The following is a 15,909-nucleotide window of genomic DNA, read 5'->3' on the forward strand; positions in this document are numbered from 1 at the left end:
AGGCACTCTCGTCCGTTCACAGCGCCGCGAGAAAGTCCTCGACGGCCGAGCAGAAGGCCTCCGGCTCGTCCCTCCGTACGCAGTGCCCCGCCCCCGGGACCACCACGCGACGGACGAGAGGGCTACGTGGAGCGGCAGGGCTCATCGTGGGCCCCGGAGGGACCACGACGAGCGTGGGCACCCCGATCGTGTCCCACAGCGCGTCCCACTCACCGCGGACAGCGAGTCCGCCGGTCACGGCCTCGCGGTCCACCCGCGCCTTCGAGTCGGCCCACGCGTCGATCTCGGCATGGCTCCAGCGCGTCTGCGCGCGCATCCGCTCCACCTGACCGTCCCGGTCGGCCATCGCGTCCAGGAAAGCGAGGTTCCCCGCCACGAAGCGTTCCGTGTCCGAGGGGTCCAGAGGCGACGTCGGGTCCTCGAGGACGAGGGCGCGCACCGCCCCGGGGCGCCGGAGCGCCGCCCGGAGGGCAAGGTTCCCCCCGAGCGAGTGCCCCAGGAGGACGACCGGGGCCGGCTGCTCGTCGAGGAGCGCGACGACGTCGTCGAGCATGACCTCCGTGGCCCGCGGCCGCTCGTCCTGCGTGAGACGGGGCGAGCGGCCGTGCCCGCGCAGGTCCACTGCCAGGAGGTCCCATACCGCGCCCCACCGCTCGACGAGGTCCGGCCAGGTGGTGCCGTCCTCCGTCATCCCGTGCAGGAGCAGCATGCGGGGAGCTTGCGGGGTGCCGTACCGGTGAACGTGCAGGTCCATGCCCTGCAGCGTAGGGGTAGCGCCTGACACTCCGGGGGCGCGGTGCTAGCTCGGGGCGTCCGCGTCGCCCGCTCTGGCGACGGCGCGACCGTCCGCGAGTCCGCGTGCGTATGCCTCGGCCGTCCCTTCGGCGAACAGGTCGTCCGCCCCGAGGCGCGGCAGGACGCGGGCTCCCGGGCCGTCGTCGTCCGTGACGAGGTGGCCGAGACCACGGACGATCGCGACGGGACGCCCTGTGACCTTGCCCTTGGCGAGGTCTGCGGCCGCGGCGATCTCGTCGGCGACGGCGCGCACGGTCATCCCCAGCTCGCGGCCCGCGCTGTCGCGGCGGCCGCGCTCGTCCTCGACGACGCGCACGCCTGCCGCACCGATCGCGAGGTCGACGAGGCCGTCGCGCCACACGCGCCCGGCCGTGTCCGTCACGACGACGCCGACACGCACACCGAGGAGCGCGCGCAGCCCCACGCGCAGCCGCGCCGCGGACGCGTCCGGGTCGAGCGGGAGCAGCAGCACCGTGCCCTCGGGCGTGTTGGACGCGTCGACGCCTGCCGCCGCCATGACGAGCCCGAGCCGGTTCTCGACGATGCGCAGCGGCGGTCCGCCCGGCCGCTCGCGCGTCGCGACGACGCGCACGGTCTCCGCGGTGATCGCGTCCTCCCGGTCGTCGGCCGCGACGACGCGCCCCTCGGCCTTCGACACGATCTTGCTCGCGACGACGACGACGTCACCATCCGCGAGGTCCGGGCACGCTGACGCGACGATCGCCGCGAGGTCGTCTCCCGTGGTGACCTCGGGCACGCCGTCGGACGCCCAGATCTGGAAGCCGGCGCTCACCGCGAGAGCTTGGGCAGCACGTCCTTGGCGAACACGTCGATCCACTCGCGCTGGTTGCGGCCCACGTTGTGCAGGTAGATGCGGTCGAAGCCCAGGTCGACGTACTTCTGGATGTTCGCGCGGTGCACGTCCGGGTCGGACGAGATGACCATGCGGCCCTCGAAGTCCTCGGGCCGCACCAGCCGGGCGATCTGCTCGAACTCGAACGGCGAACGGATGTCCGCCTTCGGGAACTTCATGCCGCCGTTCGGCCACTCCGTCATCGCGTTCGCGAGCGCCTCCTCGTCGGTCGGAGCCCAGGACAGGTGGATCTGCAGCACCTTCGGCATCGACTCCGGGTCACGGCCCGACTCGCGCGCGCCGTCGTCGAACTTGCCGAACAGCATCGAGATCTTCTCGAGCGGCGCGCCCACCGTGATGAGCCCGTCCGCGTACTTGCCCGCGCGCTTCGCCGTCACCGGGCCGGCGGTCGCGACGAGGATCTCCGGCGGGACCTCCGGCATGGTCCACAGGCGCGTCGACTCGAGCTTGTAGAACTGGCCCGAGTGCTTCGTGTCCTTGCCCGCGAGCGACGCCGCGAAGAGCTTCTTGATGATCTCGATCGCCTCGAACATGCGGTTGATCCGCTCGGGCGCCTCAGGCCAGTACTGGCCGACGATGTGCTCGTTGAGCGCCTCCCCCGAGCCGAGGCCCAGCCAGTGCCGTCCCGGGTACATCGCGGCGAGCGTCGCGCTCGCCTGCGCGACCATCGCCGGGTGCCAGCGGAACGTCGGCGCCGTCACGCCAGGCCCGATGTCGCCGCGCGTACGCTCGCCGAGCGCGGAGAGCACGTTCCACACGAACGCGCTCTGCCCCTGCTGCGGGACCCACGGCTGGAAGTGGTCGGCAGCCATGACACCGGAGAAGCCGAGCGACTCCGCGTACGCGGACAGCTCGATGATCTCGGTGGGGTGGAACTGCTCGAGCATGGCGGCGTAGCCGATGGTCAGGTCCATGAGCCGAGCCTAGCTGCCGACCCCGACACGTGCCCCGGCACGATGCGCCGAAGCCTCGGCGCGCCTCGCTCGTGCAGAGTTGCCCACCAGCCCCCCGGATCTGGGATCATGGGTTCTCATGAGCACCCCCGAGACCACCGGACCTGAGTCGACGCCCGCCACGGGCATGCAGCACGGCGTGATCACCGCCTCCGTCGGCGAGGTACCGGACAAGGTCAGCCTCGACGGTCTCGAGACGAAGCTCGACGAGCGCTGGGCCGCCGAGGGCACGTACGCGTTCGACCGCACGGCGGAGCGCGCGGACGTCTACTCGATCGACACGCCCCCGCCGACGGTCTCGGGGTCGCTGCACGTCGGCCACGTGTTCTCCTACACGCACACCGACGTCGTCGCGCGCTTCCAGCGCATGCGTGGCAAGTCCGTGTTCTACCCGATGGGCTGGGACGACAACGGTCTGCCGACCGAGCGTCGCGTGCAGAACTACTACGGAGTGCGCTGCGACCCGTCGCTCCCCTACATCGAGAACTTCGTGCCGCCGTTCGAGGGTGCTGAGGGCAAGAGCGTCAAGGCTGCGGACCAGCAGCCGATCGGCCGCAAGAACTTCGTCGAGCTGTGCGAGCGGCTGACGGCCGAGGACGAGAAGCAGTTCGAGGCGCTGTGGCGCCACCTCGGGCTCTCGGTCGACTGGTCGCACCACTACCAGACGATCGGCAAGCGGGCCCAGGCGACCGCGCAGACGGCGTTCCTGCGGAACCTCGCGCGCGGCGAGGCGTACCAGGCGGAGGCGCCGGGCCTGTGGGACGTGACGTTCCAGACGGCCGTGGCGCAGGCGGAGCTCGAGGCTCGCGACTACCCAGGCCACTTCCACAAGGTCGACTTCCACGCGGCTGACGGCAGCGCCGTCCAGATCGAGACGACGCGCCCCGAGCTGCTGCCCGCGTGCGTCGCGCTCATCGCGCACCCGGACGACGAGCGTTACAAGGACCTCTTCGGCACGACCGTCAGGTCCCCGCTGTTCGACGTCGAGGTGCCGGTCCTCGCGCACCCGGCGGCTGAGCCGGACAAGGGTGCAGGCATCGCGATGTGCTGCACGTTCGGCGACCTGACGGACGTGCAGTGGTGGCGTGAGCTGCAGCTGCCGACCCGGTCGATCCTGAACCGTGACGGCCGCCTCACGCGTGAGGTCCCCGCATGGATCAGCTCCGAGCGGGGTGTCGCGCTGTTCGAGGAGATCGCCGGCAAGACGACGTTCTCCGCGCGCACCGCGATCGTCGAGGCGCTCACGGAGTCGGGCGACCTCGCGGGCGAGCCCGTCCCGACGCGTCGCAAGACGAACTTCTTCGAGAAGGGCGACAAGCCGCTCGAGATCGTCACGAGCCGCCAGTGGTACATCCGCAACGGTGGCCGCGACGCGGACCTCAACGCGGCGCTGCTCGCGCGCGGTGACGAGCTGAAGTTCCACCCTGAGTTCATGGCGGTGCGCTACTCGAACTGGGTCGGCGGCCTCAACGGCGACTGGCTCGTCTCGCGCCAGCGCTTCTTCGGCGTGCCGATCCCGGTCTGGTATCCCGTGGACGCCGAGGGCGAGCCCGTGTGGGACTCCCCGATCGTCCCCGACGAGGCGACGCTGCCGATCGACCCGTCCTCCGACGTCCCGCCGGGCTACTCCGCCGAGCAGCGGGGCCAGGCGAACGGCTTCGTGGGCGACCCCGACATCATGGACACGTGGGCGACGAGCTCGCTCACCCCGCAGATCGCCGGTGGCTGGCTCGACGACGCGGACCTGTTCGAGCGTGTCTTCCCGATGAACCTGCGCCCGCAGGGCCAGGACATCATCCGGACGTGGCTGTTCTCGACGGTCGTGCGCTCGCACCTCGAGCACGGTTCGCTGCCGTGGACCGACGCGGCGATCTCCGGGTGGATCCTCGACCCCGACCGCAAGAAGATGTCGAAGTCGAAGGGCAACGTCGTCACGCCGATGGGCCTGCTCGAGGAGCACGGCTCTGACGCGGTGCGCTACTGGGCGGCGTCCGCGCGTCTGGGCACCGACGCGGCGTTCGAGGTCGGCCAGATGAAGATCGGCCGGCGTCTCGCGATCAAGATCCTCAACGCGTCGAAGTTCGCGCTGTCGTTCGCGGGCGAGGGCGAGGTGCGTCTCGACCCGAGCCTCGTGACCGTCCCGCTCGACCGTGCGATGCTCGCGGGCCTCGCCGACGTGGTCGACGCCGCGACCGAGGCGCTCGAGGCGTACGACCACACGCGCGCCCTGGAGATCTCGGAGACGTTCTTCTGGACGTTCTGCGACGACTACCTCGAGCTCGTCAAGGACCGCGCCTACGGCGGGGGCGGCGAGGACGTGTCGGCCGAGACGCAGTCGGCGCGCGTGGCGCTCGCCCTCGCGCTCGACACGTTGCTGCGCCTGTTCGCTCCGGTGCTGCCGTTCGCGACCGAGGAGGTCTGGTCGTGGTGGCGCACCGGTTCGGTGCACCGTGCTCCGTGGCCCGTCTCGGGCGGCCTGCGCGTCGCTGCAGGTGACGCTCGCTTCGAGGACCTGACGGCCGCTGGCAACGCTCTCGCCGCGCTGCGCAAGATCAAGTCCGAGGCGAAGGTCTCGATGCGGACGCCGATCCTCCTCGCGGAGCTCGCTGTGCCGGCAACCGCTCTCGCCGCGGTCGAGTCCGCGGTCGTCGACGTCCGCGGTGCTGGTCGCGTCACCGGCGAGCTCGTGCTCGTCGAGGCGGCCGAGGGCCAGGGTGACCCGAACGTCCAGGGCGGCCTCGTCGTCGTCCGCTCGGAGCTCGGCGAGGCCGAGGCGCGCAAGCCGCGCGGCTGAGCAGCACACCACCTACCCGGGCGGGGGCGCGAGCGTGCCCCCGCCACCCGGACGCCGGTGGCGCCGCCGACGGCGCCACGCCCGACGCCTCAGGGACGTTACGAAAGGCCCCTCATGCGTGAGACCTCCTCCCCCGACCTCGTCGACGTGCCCGAGGGCTCGTCGCTCTGCACGATCCTCGCGCTGCGTGTCGCAGCGAACCCGGGCGGCGTGCTGATCGAGCGGAAGGCGGGCCTCGCCGGCGGGTGGATCCCCGTGACGGCGCAACGCTTCGCCGACGAGGTCGTCGAGGTCGCGAAGGGGCTCGTCGCGAAGGGCGTCGAGGCGGGCGACCGCGTCGCGATCATGTCGCGCACCCGCTACGAGTGGACGCTCCTCGACTTTGCGTGCTGGGCTGCGGGTGCCGTGCCGGTCCCCGTCTACGAGACGAGCTCTGCGGACCAGGTCCGGTGGATCTGCTCGGACGCGGGCGTCAGCGTCGCCGTGGTGGAGTCGTCGGCGCACGCGTCGCTCGTCGACGAGGCCCGTACGGACCTCCCCGAGCTGCGCGAGGTGCTCGTCCTCGAGAACGACGCGATCGAGGAGCTGCGCCGCGCGGGCGCAGGGGTCGACGACGCGGTCGTCGCGGCGCGGACCGAAGCGGTCCGTGGCGACGACCTCGCGACGATCATCTACACGTCGGGTACGACCGGCCGCCCGAAGGGCGCCGAGATGACCCACTGGAGCTTCGCCTACCTGGCGCGCAACGGCATCCGCTCGCTGCCGCAGGTGTGCACCGTGCCGGGCTCTCGCACCTTGCTGTTCCTGCCGCTCGCCCACGTGTTCGCGCGGTACATCCAGATCGTCGCGATCACGTCGGGCTCCGTGCTCGGCCACACGCCCGACACGCGCAACCTGCTGCCTGACCTGAGCACGTTCAAGCCGACCTACCTGCTCGCGGTGCCGCGCGTGTTCGAGAAGGTCTACAACGCGTCGGAGCAGAAGGCCGGCTCGGGTGCGCGCCTGAAGCTGTTCCGGTGGGCGGCAAAGGTCGCGATCCAGACGTCTCGCGCGTGGGACACGCCGCAGGGCCCGTCCGTCGTGCTCAAGGCGCAGCACCAGGTCGCGAGTGCCCTGCTGTTCTCGAAGCTCCGCGCGGCACTCGGCGGTCAGGCGAAATACGCGATCTCGGGCGGTGCGCCGCTCGGCGAGCGGCTCGGGCACTTCTACCGCGGCATCGGCCTGACGATCCTCGAGGGCTACGGGCTCACCGAGACGACGGCGCCGACGGCGGTCAACCGTCCCGACCGCATCAAGGTCGGGACGGTCGGTCCTGCGTTCGCGGGGACGAGCCTGCGGATCGACGACGACGGTGAGGTTCTCGTCAAGGGTCCGCACGTGTTCCGCGGCTACCGCAACAACCCTGCGGCGACGGCGGAGGCGCTGTCTGACGGCTGGTTCCGCACGGGCGACCTCGGCACGATCGACGACGACGGCTTCCTGCAGATCACTGGCCGCAAGAAGGAGATCATCATCACCGCGGGCGGCAAGAACGTCGCGCCAGCGGTGCTCGAGGACCGTTTCCGTGGCCACCCGCTCGTGAGCCAGTGCGTGGTCGTGGGCGATCAGCGCCCGTTCATCGCGGCGCTCGTGACGCTCGACGCCGAGATGCTGCCGGGCTGGCTCTCCTCGCACGGGCTCCCGGTCATGTCGGTCTCCGAGGCTGCGGAGCACCCGGAGGTGCTCGCGGCGATGCACCGCGCGGCCGAGCGGGCAAACAAGGCGGTGTCGCGTGCTGAGTCGATCCGCAAGGTGCGGGTCCTGACGACGGACTTCACGGAGGCGAACGGTTATCTGACGCCGTCGCTGAAGGTGAAGCGCTCGCTCGTGCTCAAGGACTTCGCAGACCAGGTGGACGCGATCTACGGGTGACACCGCACCGGGTACCACGTGTGGATCGCCTCACACAGGTACTCAGGACCATGTCTCACGCCTCGGTCGTATATGTATGATGTGCTCGGAATAATCATTCACGATCAGACGTCAGGACGCTCATGACCTCCCTCAAGCACCTCGTCCCAGCCCTCGCCGTCGGCGCCCTCGTGCTCACCGGCTGCTCCTCGACCGAGTCGCCCACCACCACCGCGACCGACGCGTCGGGCGCTCCCGCCGTCGCGCTCGTCAAGGGCGACGTCCTCACGGTGTGCACCAACCCGCCGTTCGAGCCGTTCGAGTTCATCGAGGGCGACCAGATCGTCGGCCTCGACATGGACCTCACCGGGGAGATCGCGAAGGACCTCGGCGTCGAGCAGAAGGTCCTCAACGTCGGCTTCGACGCCATGGAGTCGGGTGCGGCCCTCAACACGAGCCAGTGCGACGTCGTCGCGACCGGCATGTCGATCACCGAAGGCCGCAAGGCCAACATCGACTTCTCGGAGCCGTACTTCGCCGCCGACCTGGGCGTGCTCGTCAAGGCGGGCTCCACCATCGCCACCGAGGCAGACCTCGCGGGCAAGAAGATTGGCGTCCAGAAGGCCACGGTCGGCGACACCTGGGTGGCCGACAAGGACCTCACGGGCGTCCAGTTCGACGACCTCGGTCTGCAGATCCAGGCCCTGAAGACCGGCCAGGTCGACGCGGTCATCAACGACTACGCGGTCCTCGGCACGTACGAGAGCGACGAGCTCGCGATCGTGGCGACGCTCCCGACCGACGACGTCTACGGCATCGCCGTGAAGAAGGGCAACACCGCCCTCCTGGAGAAGGTCAACGCGACGCTGGCGCGCGTGAAGTCGGACGGCACGTGGGCCAAGATCCACACCGAGCGCTTCGGCTTCGCCCCGGCTGAGGACTGAGCACACCATGACGTCACCGGCTCCCGCCGCCGCCCGGACCGCCCCGGCCCGGGCGCGGCTGAGTCCGCGCCGCCGAGCGCTGATCTCTCGTGTCGTCCAGTATGCGGTGCTCGTCGTCGTCCTGGGCGCCGCCGCCCTGGCGATCGACTGGGACAACGTCGGTACCAACATCTTCAACCCTGACGCCGCGCGCGCCGTCCTGCCGCAGCTGCCCAAGGCGTTCCTCAACACGGTCACGTACACGATCGCCGCGTTCGCGGTGGGTATCGCGCTCGGCACGCTGCTCGCACTCATGCGGCTGTCGTCCGTGGGGCTCTACCGCGCGATCGCGACCGCCTACGTCGAGTTCTTCCGGGGCATCCCCGCACTGCTGTTCGTCCTCACCGTCGGGTTCGGCGTGCCCTTCGCGTTCGGTGTCCAGTTCGACTCGGTCGTCACCAAGGTCGCGATCGGGCTAGGCATGGTGTCGGCCGCGTACATCGCGGAGACGCTCCGTGCGGGTTTGCAGGCCGTCCCCAAGGGGCAGGTCGAGGCAGCACGATCGCTCGGCATGTCGCACACCCGCACGATGGTGACGATCGTGATCCCGCAGGCGTTCCGCATCGTCCTGCCGCCGATGACCAACGAGGTCATCCTCCTGACGAAGGACACGGCCCTCGTATTCGGGCTGGGACTCACAGCAGCCGACTTCGAGCTCACGAAGATCGGCTCGAACGCACTGTCCAGCCCGGCAGGCGGCGGTATGACGGCGCTCTTCGTCGTGGGCTTCTGCTACCTGATCATCACCATCCCGCTGGGATACCTCGCGCGAAAGCTCGAGGCCAAGGGCGCTAGGAGCCGCGCATGAACGCCACGACGCCGGTCGTGCAGATCAGCGACCTGCACAAGTCCTACGGGCCCCGCGAGGTGCTCACGGGCGTCGACCTGACCGTCGAGCAGGGCGAGGTCGTGTGCATCATCGGACCGTCGGGCTCGGGCAAGTCGACGCTGCTGCGCTGCGTCAACCAGCTCGAGACCGCGACGTCGGGCTCGATCGTCGTGCTCGACACGGAGATCACCGACCCGGACGTCGACATCGACGTCGTGCGTACGCACGTCGGCATGGTGTTCCAGGGCTTCAACCTCTTCGCGCACCTCACGGTGCTCGAGAACTGCACGATCGCGCAGCGCAAGGTGCTCAAGCGCTCCAAGGAGGAGGCCGAGCGCATCGCCCTGCAGAATCTCGAGCGCGTCGGCCTCGGCGACCGTGGCGCCGCCCACCCTGCTCAGCTCTCCGGCGGGCAGCAGCAGCGCGTCGCGATCGCTCGCGCGCTCAGCATGGACCCCCAGCTCATGCTGTTCGACGAGCCGACGTCAGCCCTCGACCCGGAGCTCGTGGGCGACGTGCTCGCCGTCATGCGCGAGCTCGCGGAGGGCGGCATGACCATGATGGTCGTCACCCACGAGATGGCTTTCGCCCGCGAGGTCGCCGACCGCGTCGTCTTCATCGACGGCGGCGTCATCGTCGAGCAGGGCCCGCCCGCCGAGGTCATCGGCAACCCGCAGGAGCCGCGCACGCGACTCTTCCTCGAGCGGGTCCTCGACCCCACCCGCGCCCACCCGGGCGACGAGGACTGAGCGACGGACAGAAGCGAAGGGCGCGGTGCGTGAGCACCGCGCCCTTCGCTTCTCCACGCGCCGTCAGGCTCGCGTCGAGAGGGCCGTTCAGGCGGGTGCCCCCGCCTTGGGCGCGGTCGGGCGGGACAGGCTCGCGAGGCCCTCGCGGGGCGTCGTCTCGTCGTGCCAGCGCAGCAACGCACCTACCCCCTCGAGCGGTGCCCGCTCAGCAGGCGCGAAGGTGAGCCCGGCGTCCTGCGCGATCGCGCTGCGCAGGAGCGCGACCGACGCCGGCAGCTCACGAAGGTTCTCGATGCCGAGGTCCTCGAGCTCGCCGCGGGACACCGCGATCTCGAAGGGGTCGTCACCGACCCACACGCTTCCGGTGACGACCGTCTGCTGCGCGACGTCCTCGGAGACGATCAGCTCCTCGACCTGTCCCTTCCGCAGCACGTCGACGACGTCAGCGAGCGAGGACACGGCGCGTCCACCCTTGCCGTGGTGCTCCTCGAACCTCTCCAGGACACGGTCACGCCGGTGGGCACGGCACGCCTCGAGCGCCTCCTCGACCTGCTGCTGGAACGTGTCCTCCTTCGCGCCGGGGTTCCGGCTGCCGCCGGGGACCACGACCGTGAGGGCACGCGCCCGCTGTCCGAGCGCGGACTCGACGAGGCTCACGGCCCGCTTGTCGCCTGAGATCACGATCGCCTCGGGCGCGTCACGGGTGACGAGCCCGTCGAGCGCTGCGGCGACCTCCTCGGCGTTGCGCTCCCACGAGTCGATCGCGCGGTTCTCGATCCTGCCCTCGGACGTGCCGCCGGCGCGGACGTTCTCGATCTCGTCGTGGCTGCCCTCGACGGTCGCGTGCCAGGCGACGTCAGCGGCCCCCCAGCCCTCTCGCACGATGTCGGCACCGCTGCGGTCGACGAGCACGACCACGTGGTCGACGTTCTCGTCGCCGTACAAGGAGGCGAGCAAAAGCTCGGGCACCGGCCCGCGCACGGCGGTCGAGGTGACTGGTGCGACCCGGACGAGACGGTCGACGAGGATTCCCTCGTCGTCAGTGGCGACGATGACGCGGCCACGGGCTCCGAGTCGGCGCACAGGGCGTCCGAGCGCCTCGTCAAGCTCCGTGAGGAGCGACGTAGGCGTGCCTGCCTCCTGGAGCGACCGGTGCAGGGAGCGCCATCGCTCCTCGACCTCCCGGTCTGCTCGGCCACCTTCGCGCGTCACGTCGATCGACACGGTAGTGAACGGAGCCTTGCGGCCCAGCAGCGGACGGATCCAGTCAAGCTTCATCGCGACCCTCGTTTCGCCGTGGCCGGCCCGGGGTGGCCGGCCGTCCCTCTACTCTCCGCCGGAACGACGACGCCCGCCATCGCTCGGCGTGAGCGACAGCGGGCGGGGTGCGGGCTCTAGGAGTAGATGTCGAGGATCGGCGCCTCGCCGTCGCCCTGCTCGGCGATGAGCTGGTGACGGCGCTTGACCTCGGTGACGACGAAGGTGCGGAAGCGCTCCGCGAACACGGGGTCGAGCCCGGCGCTCGCAGCGATCTGCGCGAGGCGCTCGATCTGCTCGGTCTCGCGGCCGAGGTCTTCCGGGGGGAGGCCGCCCTGCGCCTTGAGCTCTCCGACGCGCTGGGTGCACTTGAAACGCTCGGCGAGCAGGTACATCAACGCACCGTCGATGTTGTCGATCGAGTGGCGCAGACGGACGATCTCGTCGGGAAGCTCGGAGGCGGGCTCCCCCATCAGGCGCTCTTCTCGCGGTGCAGGTCGTCGGGTCGCATGACGAACTGCGGCTCGCCCTCACCGAGCACGACGTCACGGTCGACGATGACGCGGTCGATGTCCTCGCGGCTGGGGATGTCGAACATGATCGGCTGGAGGGTCTCCTCCAGGATCGCTCGCAGGCCGCGGGCACCGGTCTTGCGCTCGAGCGCCTTGGCCGCGATCGTCACGAGCGCCTCCTCGGTCAGCTCGAGCTCGACCCCGTCGATCTCGAACATGCGGCGGTACTGCTTGACGAGCGCGTTGCGCGGCTGGGTCAGGATGCTGACGAGCGCGTCCTCGTCGAGCTTCGACACGGACGTGACGACCGGCAGACGGCCGATGAACTCGGGGATCAGACCGAACTTCACGAGGTCCTCGGGACGGACCTCTCCGAAGAGGTCGCCTTCCTCGTCGGAGTCCATGGGCGCACCGAAGCCGACGCCGCGCTTGCGCACGCGCTGCGCGATGATCTCCTCGAGGCCCGCGAACGCACCCGCGACGATGAACAGGACGTTCGACGTGTCGATCTGGATGAACTCCTGGTGCGGGTGCTTGCGGCCACCCTGCGGCGGGACGGAGGCGACCGTCCCCTCGATGATCTTCAGCAGCGCCTGCTGCACGCCCTCGCCGGACACGTCGCGCGTGATCGACGGGTTCTCCGACTTGCGGGCGATCTTGTCGACCTCGTCGATGTAGATGATGCCCGTCTCGGCCTTCTTGACGTCGAAGTCAGCGGCCTGGATGAGCTTGAGGAGGATGTTCTCGACGTCCTCACCGACATAGCCGGCTTCGGTGAGCGCGGTCGCGTCGGCGATCGCGAACGGGACGTTGAGCATCTTCGCGAGCGTCTGCGCGAGGTACGTCTTGCCCGTACCGGTGGGACCGATGAGCAGGATGTTCGACTTGGCGATCTCGACCTGGTCGTCGTCGTCGGCCGTCGGCTTGCCGCTCAGGCCTGCCTGGATGCGCTTGTAGTGGTTGTAGACGGCGACGGCGAGGGCACGCTTCGCGGCGTCCTGACCGACGATGTACTGGCTGAGGAAGTCGAAGATCGTGCGAGGCTTCGGCAGCTCCGCGAGTCCCGTCTCGACGGACTCGGTGAGCTCCTCCTCGATGATCTCGTTGCACAGCTCGATGCACTCGTCGCAGATGTAGACGCCCGGCCCGGCGATGAGCTTCTTGACCTGCTTCTGCGACTTCCCGCAGAAGGAGCACTTGAGCAGGTCGGCGCCGTCTCCGATGCGTGCCAAAGCCTTGCCCCTTTCAGCGCCGTCTCTCCGAGCGAGTGACGGCTGTCGAGTCCATTGCACACCACCGGAGCGCCGATGTCAGTTCCGACGCTCCGGCGGGTGGGTTCAGGCCTTCGGCAGGATCTTCGCCTTCCGGCTCTCCATGACCTGGTCGACGATCCCGTAGTCGGCGGCCTGCTGTGCCGAGAGGATCTTGTCGCGCTCGATGTCCTGACGCACCTGCTCGACCGGGTTGCCGGTGTGCAGGGCGAGAGTGTCCTCGAGCCACTCGCGCATGCGGATGAGCTCGTTCGCGTGGATCTCGATGTCGGACGCCTGCGCGTAGCCGCCGCCCTCCATCGCGGGCTGGTGGATCAGCACGCGCGCGTTCGGCAAGGCGAGGCGCTTGCCCGGCTGGCCGGCGGCGAGCAGCACGGCGGCAGCGGAAGCCGCCTGGCCGAGGCAGACGGTCTGCACCTGCGACTTGATGTACTGCATCGTGTCGTAGATGGCCGTCATCGCGGTGAACGAGCCACCGGGCGAGTTGATGTACATGTTGATGTCACGGTCCGGGTCCTGGCTCTCGAGAACGAGGAGCTGGGCCATGACATCGTCGGCGGATGCGTCGTCGACCTGGACGCCGAGGAAGATGATGCGGTCCTCGAACAGCTTGGCGTACGGGTCCTGACGCTTGAAGCCGTAGGGGGTGCGCTCCTCAAAGCTGGGGAGCACGTACCGGTTGGACGGACCGGCAGGGGCCATGCCCCCGGCGAGCGCGGCACCATAGGGGCCGGCCAGCCGCTGGGCGGTGGAGATGTACTGGGACTCGATGCTCACTGGTTTCTCCTGGAAGCTCGGTGACCTGGGGTGGGAGGCGGACGCGTCAGGCGTTCGCCGTGCCGCCGCCGCCAGGGACGGAACCGGCGTGGGTGACGACGTGGTCGATGAAGCCGTACTCGAGGGCCTCGGTCGCGGTGAACCAGCGGTCGCGGTCGGAGTCCTGGTTGATCTGCTCGACGGTCTTGCCGGTCTGCTCGGCGATGAGCTCGGCGAGCACCCGCTTCATGTGGAGGATCAGCTCGGCGTTGATACGGACGTCGGTCGCGGTGCCGCCGATGCCGCCCGAGGGCTGGTGCATCATGACGCGGGCGTGCGGCGTCGCGAAGCGCTTGCCCTTGGCGCCCGAGGAGAGCAGGAACTGCCCCATCGAGGCGGCCATGCCCATCGCGACGGTCGCGACGTCGGGCTGGATGAACTGCATCGTGTCGTAGATCGCCATGCCTGCGGTGATCGAGCCACCGGGCGAGTTGATGTACAGGAAGATGTCCTTCTCAGGGTCCTCCGCGGCCAGGAGCATCATCTGCGCGCAGATCGCGTTGGCGTTCTCGTCGCGCACCTCCGAGCCGAGCCAGATGATGCGCTCCTTGAGGAGCCTGTTGTAGATGGAGTCGTTCAGGCCCAGGCCTGCCACGTCACCGCGGGCTGCCACCGGCATCTGCTCGTTCACGCTCATCTCCCTATGTATGGGTTTCACCTTCGTCGACCCTAACGCGGGACCCCTGCGGTCTCTGCCCGCTGCGGGCCCCTTTTCGCTTTGGGCGCACATGCTCTGCGACACCGGGCCGGGCAGCGCGAAGGCCGCGCCCGTCGGGGCGCGGCCTTCGCGGTGTTCGTGCTGGTGCGGGAAGGCTCAGGCCTCCTCGGACTCCTCGGCAGCGGCCTCGGCGGCCTCCTCTACGGCCGACACGGCGGCGTCGTCCTCGTCGGATCCGATGAACTCGGACAGGTCGACGACGTTGCCCGACGCGTCCTTGACCTCGATCTGGCGCAGCGCGACGGCGAGGGCCTTCGAACGGGCGACCTCTCCGACGATCTGCGGGATCTGGCCGGAGCCGTCGATCTGCTTGATGAACTCGTTCGGGTCCATGCCGTACTGGCGCGCGGCGCCGAGCAGGTACTCGAGGAGCTCGCCCTGCGCGACCTTGACGTCGAGGCTCTCGGCGAGGGTGTCGAGCAGGATCTGGTTGGTGATGGCGGTCGTGGCCTCGGTGGTGACCTCGGTGCGGTGCTCGTCGTCCTCGAGACGACCCTCACCCTCGAGGTGACGGTGGACCTCGGCCTCGACGACGCCGGACGGGACCGGGATCTCGATGGCGCCCTTGAGCGCCTCGAGGAGCGCGTCGCGCGCCTGGACCGCCTGGTTGGACGTCTTCATGGACGCGACCTGCTTGCGCAGGTCCTCGTCGAGCTCAGCCATCGTGTCGAACTCGGACGCCAGCTGGGCGAACTCGTCGTCGGCCTCAGGCAGCTCGCGGGTCTTGACCGAGGTGGCCGTGACCGAGATGGTCGCGTCCTTGCCCTCGTGCTCGCCGCCGGCGAGGGGCGAGGTGAAGGTCGTGGACTCGCCGGCCGAGAGGCCGATCAGTGCCTCGTCGAGACCGTCGAGCATCGTGCCCGAGCCGATCTGGTAGGACGTGCCGGAGATCGAGTCGATCTCCTCGTCCTCGATCTTGGCGGTCATGTCGATGACGACGAAGTCGCCGTCCTGGGCCGGGCGGTCGACGCCGACGAGCGAGCCGAAGCGCTCCCGCAGGGCGTCGCGACGCTCGGCGACATCCTCGTCCGTGACCTCGACGTCGTCGACCGAGATGTTCAGCGACGACAGCTCGGGGAGGTCGAGCGTCGGGCGGACCTCGACCTCGGCCGTGAAGTGCAGCTCACCGTCGGTCTCGGAGGGGTCCGGAACCTTGGTGACCTCGACGGTCGGCTGCGCGAGCGGGCGGAGCTCGTGCTCACGGACCGCGTCGGAGTAGAAGCCCGGCAGGCCCTCGTTGATGGCGTGTTCGAGGACCGCGCCACGACCAAAACGCTGGTCGATGATGCGTGCGGGGACCTTGCCCTTGCGGAAGCCGGGGACGGTCACGTCCTTGGCGATGTGCTCGTAGGCGTGGTCGATGCTCGGCTTGAGCTCGTCGTACGCCACCTCCACGGTCAGCTTGACCTTGGTGGGCTCCAGGTTCTCGACGGCGCTCTTCACTTGCTGATCTCCAGATGATCGGGGG

General features: G+C 69.6%; 14 protein-coding genes. 5 read left to right on the top strand and 9 right to left on the bottom strand.

Going from position 1 to position 15,909, the window contains the following annotated elements; all coding sequences use genetic code 11:
• Positions 1-16: 16 nt before the first annotated feature.
• The 3 genes from HF995_RS00925 to HF995_RS00935 are packed head-to-tail and all read right to left on the bottom strand — an operon-like array spanning position 17 to position 2,583.
• Positions 17-754: an alpha/beta fold hydrolase gene (locus tag HF995_RS00925; RefSeq protein WP_168445964.1), complete on the bottom strand. Its 738-nt coding sequence runs from the start codon at positions 752-754 to the stop codon at positions 17-19.
• A 45-nt stretch (positions 755-799) separates the two neighbouring features.
• On the bottom strand, positions 800-1,588 hold the full coding sequence (locus HF995_RS00930; RefSeq protein ID WP_168445965.1) for a coenzyme F420-0:L-glutamate ligase: 789 nt from the start codon (positions 1,586-1,588) through the stop codon (positions 800-802).
• Complete coding sequence (locus tag HF995_RS00935) at positions 1,585-2,583, bottom strand: TIGR03557 family F420-dependent LLM class oxidoreductase (RefSeq protein WP_168445966.1); 999 nt, start codon at positions 2,581-2,583, stop codon at positions 1,585-1,587. The genes HF995_RS00930 and HF995_RS00935 overlap by 4 nt, the downstream gene beginning before the upstream one ends.
• A 118-nt stretch (positions 2,584-2,701) precedes the next feature.
• On the opposite strand from HF995_RS00935, the gene valS reads away from it, so the two are divergent.
• The 5 genes from valS (at position 2,702) to HF995_RS00960 (ending at position 9,867) form a co-directional block, all read left to right on the top strand.
• Positions 2,702-5,416, top strand: coding sequence for a valine--tRNA ligase (gene valS / locus HF995_RS00940; protein WP_210727043.1), 2,715 nt, complete (start codon positions 2,702-2,704; stop codon positions 5,414-5,416).
• Positions 5,417-5,530: 114 nt separating this feature from the next.
• Entirely contained in the window at positions 5,531-7,327 is a 1,797-nt protein-coding gene (locus tag HF995_RS00945) for an AMP-dependent synthetase/ligase (protein WP_168445967.1), read from the top strand.
• 122 nt (positions 7,328-7,449) lie between these two features.
• Positions 7,450-8,250, top strand: coding sequence for a transporter substrate-binding domain-containing protein (locus tag HF995_RS00950; RefSeq protein ID WP_168445968.1), 801 nt, complete (start codon positions 7,450-7,452; stop codon positions 8,248-8,250).
• Positions 8,251-8,257: 7 nt separating this feature from the next.
• Positions 8,258-9,097, top strand: a complete 840-nt coding sequence (locus HF995_RS00955; protein ID WP_168445969.1) for an amino acid ABC transporter permease — start codon at positions 8,258-8,260, stop codon at positions 9,095-9,097.
• Positions 9,094-9,867, top strand: a complete 774-nt coding sequence (locus tag HF995_RS00960) for an amino acid ABC transporter ATP-binding protein (RefSeq protein WP_168445970.1) — start codon at positions 9,094-9,096, stop codon at positions 9,865-9,867. The genes HF995_RS00955 and HF995_RS00960 overlap by 4 nt, the downstream gene beginning before the upstream one ends.
• Positions 9,868-9,954: 87 nt before the next feature.
• Here HF995_RS00960 and HF995_RS00965 read toward each other — a convergent pair whose 3' ends face one another.
• From HF995_RS00965 to tig, 6 genes are all read right to left on the bottom strand, one after another.
• On the bottom strand, positions 9,955-11,145 hold the full coding sequence (locus HF995_RS00965) for a baeRF2 domain-containing protein (RefSeq protein ID WP_168445971.1): 1,191 nt from the start codon (positions 11,143-11,145) through the stop codon (positions 9,955-9,957).
• A 116-nt stretch (positions 11,146-11,261) separates the two neighbouring features.
• Positions 11,262-11,597 (bottom strand): chorismate mutase, encoded by a 336-nt coding sequence (locus HF995_RS00970; RefSeq protein WP_168445972.1) that lies wholly within the window; start codon positions 11,595-11,597, stop codon positions 11,262-11,264.
• Positions 11,597-12,868, bottom strand: coding sequence for an ATP-dependent Clp protease ATP-binding subunit ClpX (gene clpX, locus HF995_RS00975; RefSeq protein WP_168445973.1), 1,272 nt, complete (start codon positions 12,866-12,868; stop codon positions 11,597-11,599). Before clpX ends, HF995_RS00970 begins: the two co-directional genes overlap by 1 nt.
• Positions 12,869-12,973: 105 nt before the next feature.
• Positions 12,974-13,684 (bottom strand): ATP-dependent Clp protease proteolytic subunit, encoded by a 711-nt coding sequence (locus tag HF995_RS00980; RefSeq protein ID WP_350308680.1) that lies wholly within the window; start codon positions 13,682-13,684, stop codon positions 12,974-12,976.
• A 46-nt stretch (positions 13,685-13,730) separates the two neighbouring features.
• On the bottom strand, positions 13,731-14,360 hold the full coding sequence (locus HF995_RS00985) for an ATP-dependent Clp protease proteolytic subunit (RefSeq protein ID WP_286189126.1): 630 nt from the start codon (positions 14,358-14,360) through the stop codon (positions 13,731-13,733).
• A gap of 177 nt (positions 14,361-14,537) precedes the next feature.
• Positions 14,538-15,884, bottom strand: coding sequence for a trigger factor (gene tig / locus HF995_RS00990; protein WP_168445974.1), 1,347 nt, complete (start codon positions 15,882-15,884; stop codon positions 14,538-14,540).
• Positions 15,885-15,909: the final 25 nt, after the last annotated feature.

This window comes from Sanguibacter hominis ATCC BAA-789, from assembly GCF_012396185.1.
GTDB lineage: Bacteria > Actinomycetota > Actinomycetes > Actinomycetales > Cellulomonadaceae > Flavimobilis > Flavimobilis hominis.

What these genes read in the sequence shown, in the direction of transcription:
- HF995_RS00925 (WP_168445964.1), bottom strand. Translation starts at nt 754, where the DNA reads ATGGACCTGCACGTTCACCGGTACGGCACCCCGCAAGCTCCCCGCATG.
- HF995_RS00935 (WP_168445966.1), bottom strand. Translation starts at nt 2,583, where the DNA reads ATGGACCTGACCATCGGCTACGCCGCCATGCTCGAGCAGTTCCACCCC.
- valS (WP_210727043.1), top strand. Translation starts at nt 2,702, where the DNA reads ATGAGCACCCCCGAGACCACCGGACCTGAGTCGACGCCCGCCACGGGC.
- HF995_RS00945 (WP_168445967.1), top strand. Translation starts at nt 5,531, where the DNA reads ATGCGTGAGACCTCCTCCCCCGACCTCGTCGACGTGCCCGAGGGCTCG.
- HF995_RS00950 (WP_168445968.1), top strand. Translation starts at nt 7,450, where the DNA reads ATGACCTCCCTCAAGCACCTCGTCCCAGCCCTCGCCGTCGGCGCCCTC.
- HF995_RS00955 (WP_168445969.1), top strand. Translation starts at nt 8,258, where the DNA reads ATGACGTCACCGGCTCCCGCCGCCGCCCGGACCGCCCCGGCCCGGGCG.
- HF995_RS00960 (WP_168445970.1), top strand. Translation starts at nt 9,094, where the DNA reads ATGAACGCCACGACGCCGGTCGTGCAGATCAGCGACCTGCACAAGTCC.
- HF995_RS00965 (WP_168445971.1), bottom strand. Translation starts at nt 11,145, where the DNA reads ATGAAGCTTGACTGGATCCGTCCGCTGCTGGGCCGCAAGGCTCCGTTC.
- HF995_RS00970 (WP_168445972.1), bottom strand. Translation starts at nt 11,597, where the DNA reads ATGGGGGAGCCCGCCTCCGAGCTTCCCGACGAGATCGTCCGTCTGCGC.
- HF995_RS00985 (WP_286189126.1), bottom strand. Translation starts at nt 14,360, where the DNA reads ATGAGCGTGAACGAGCAGATGCCGGTGGCAGCCCGCGGTGACGTGGCA.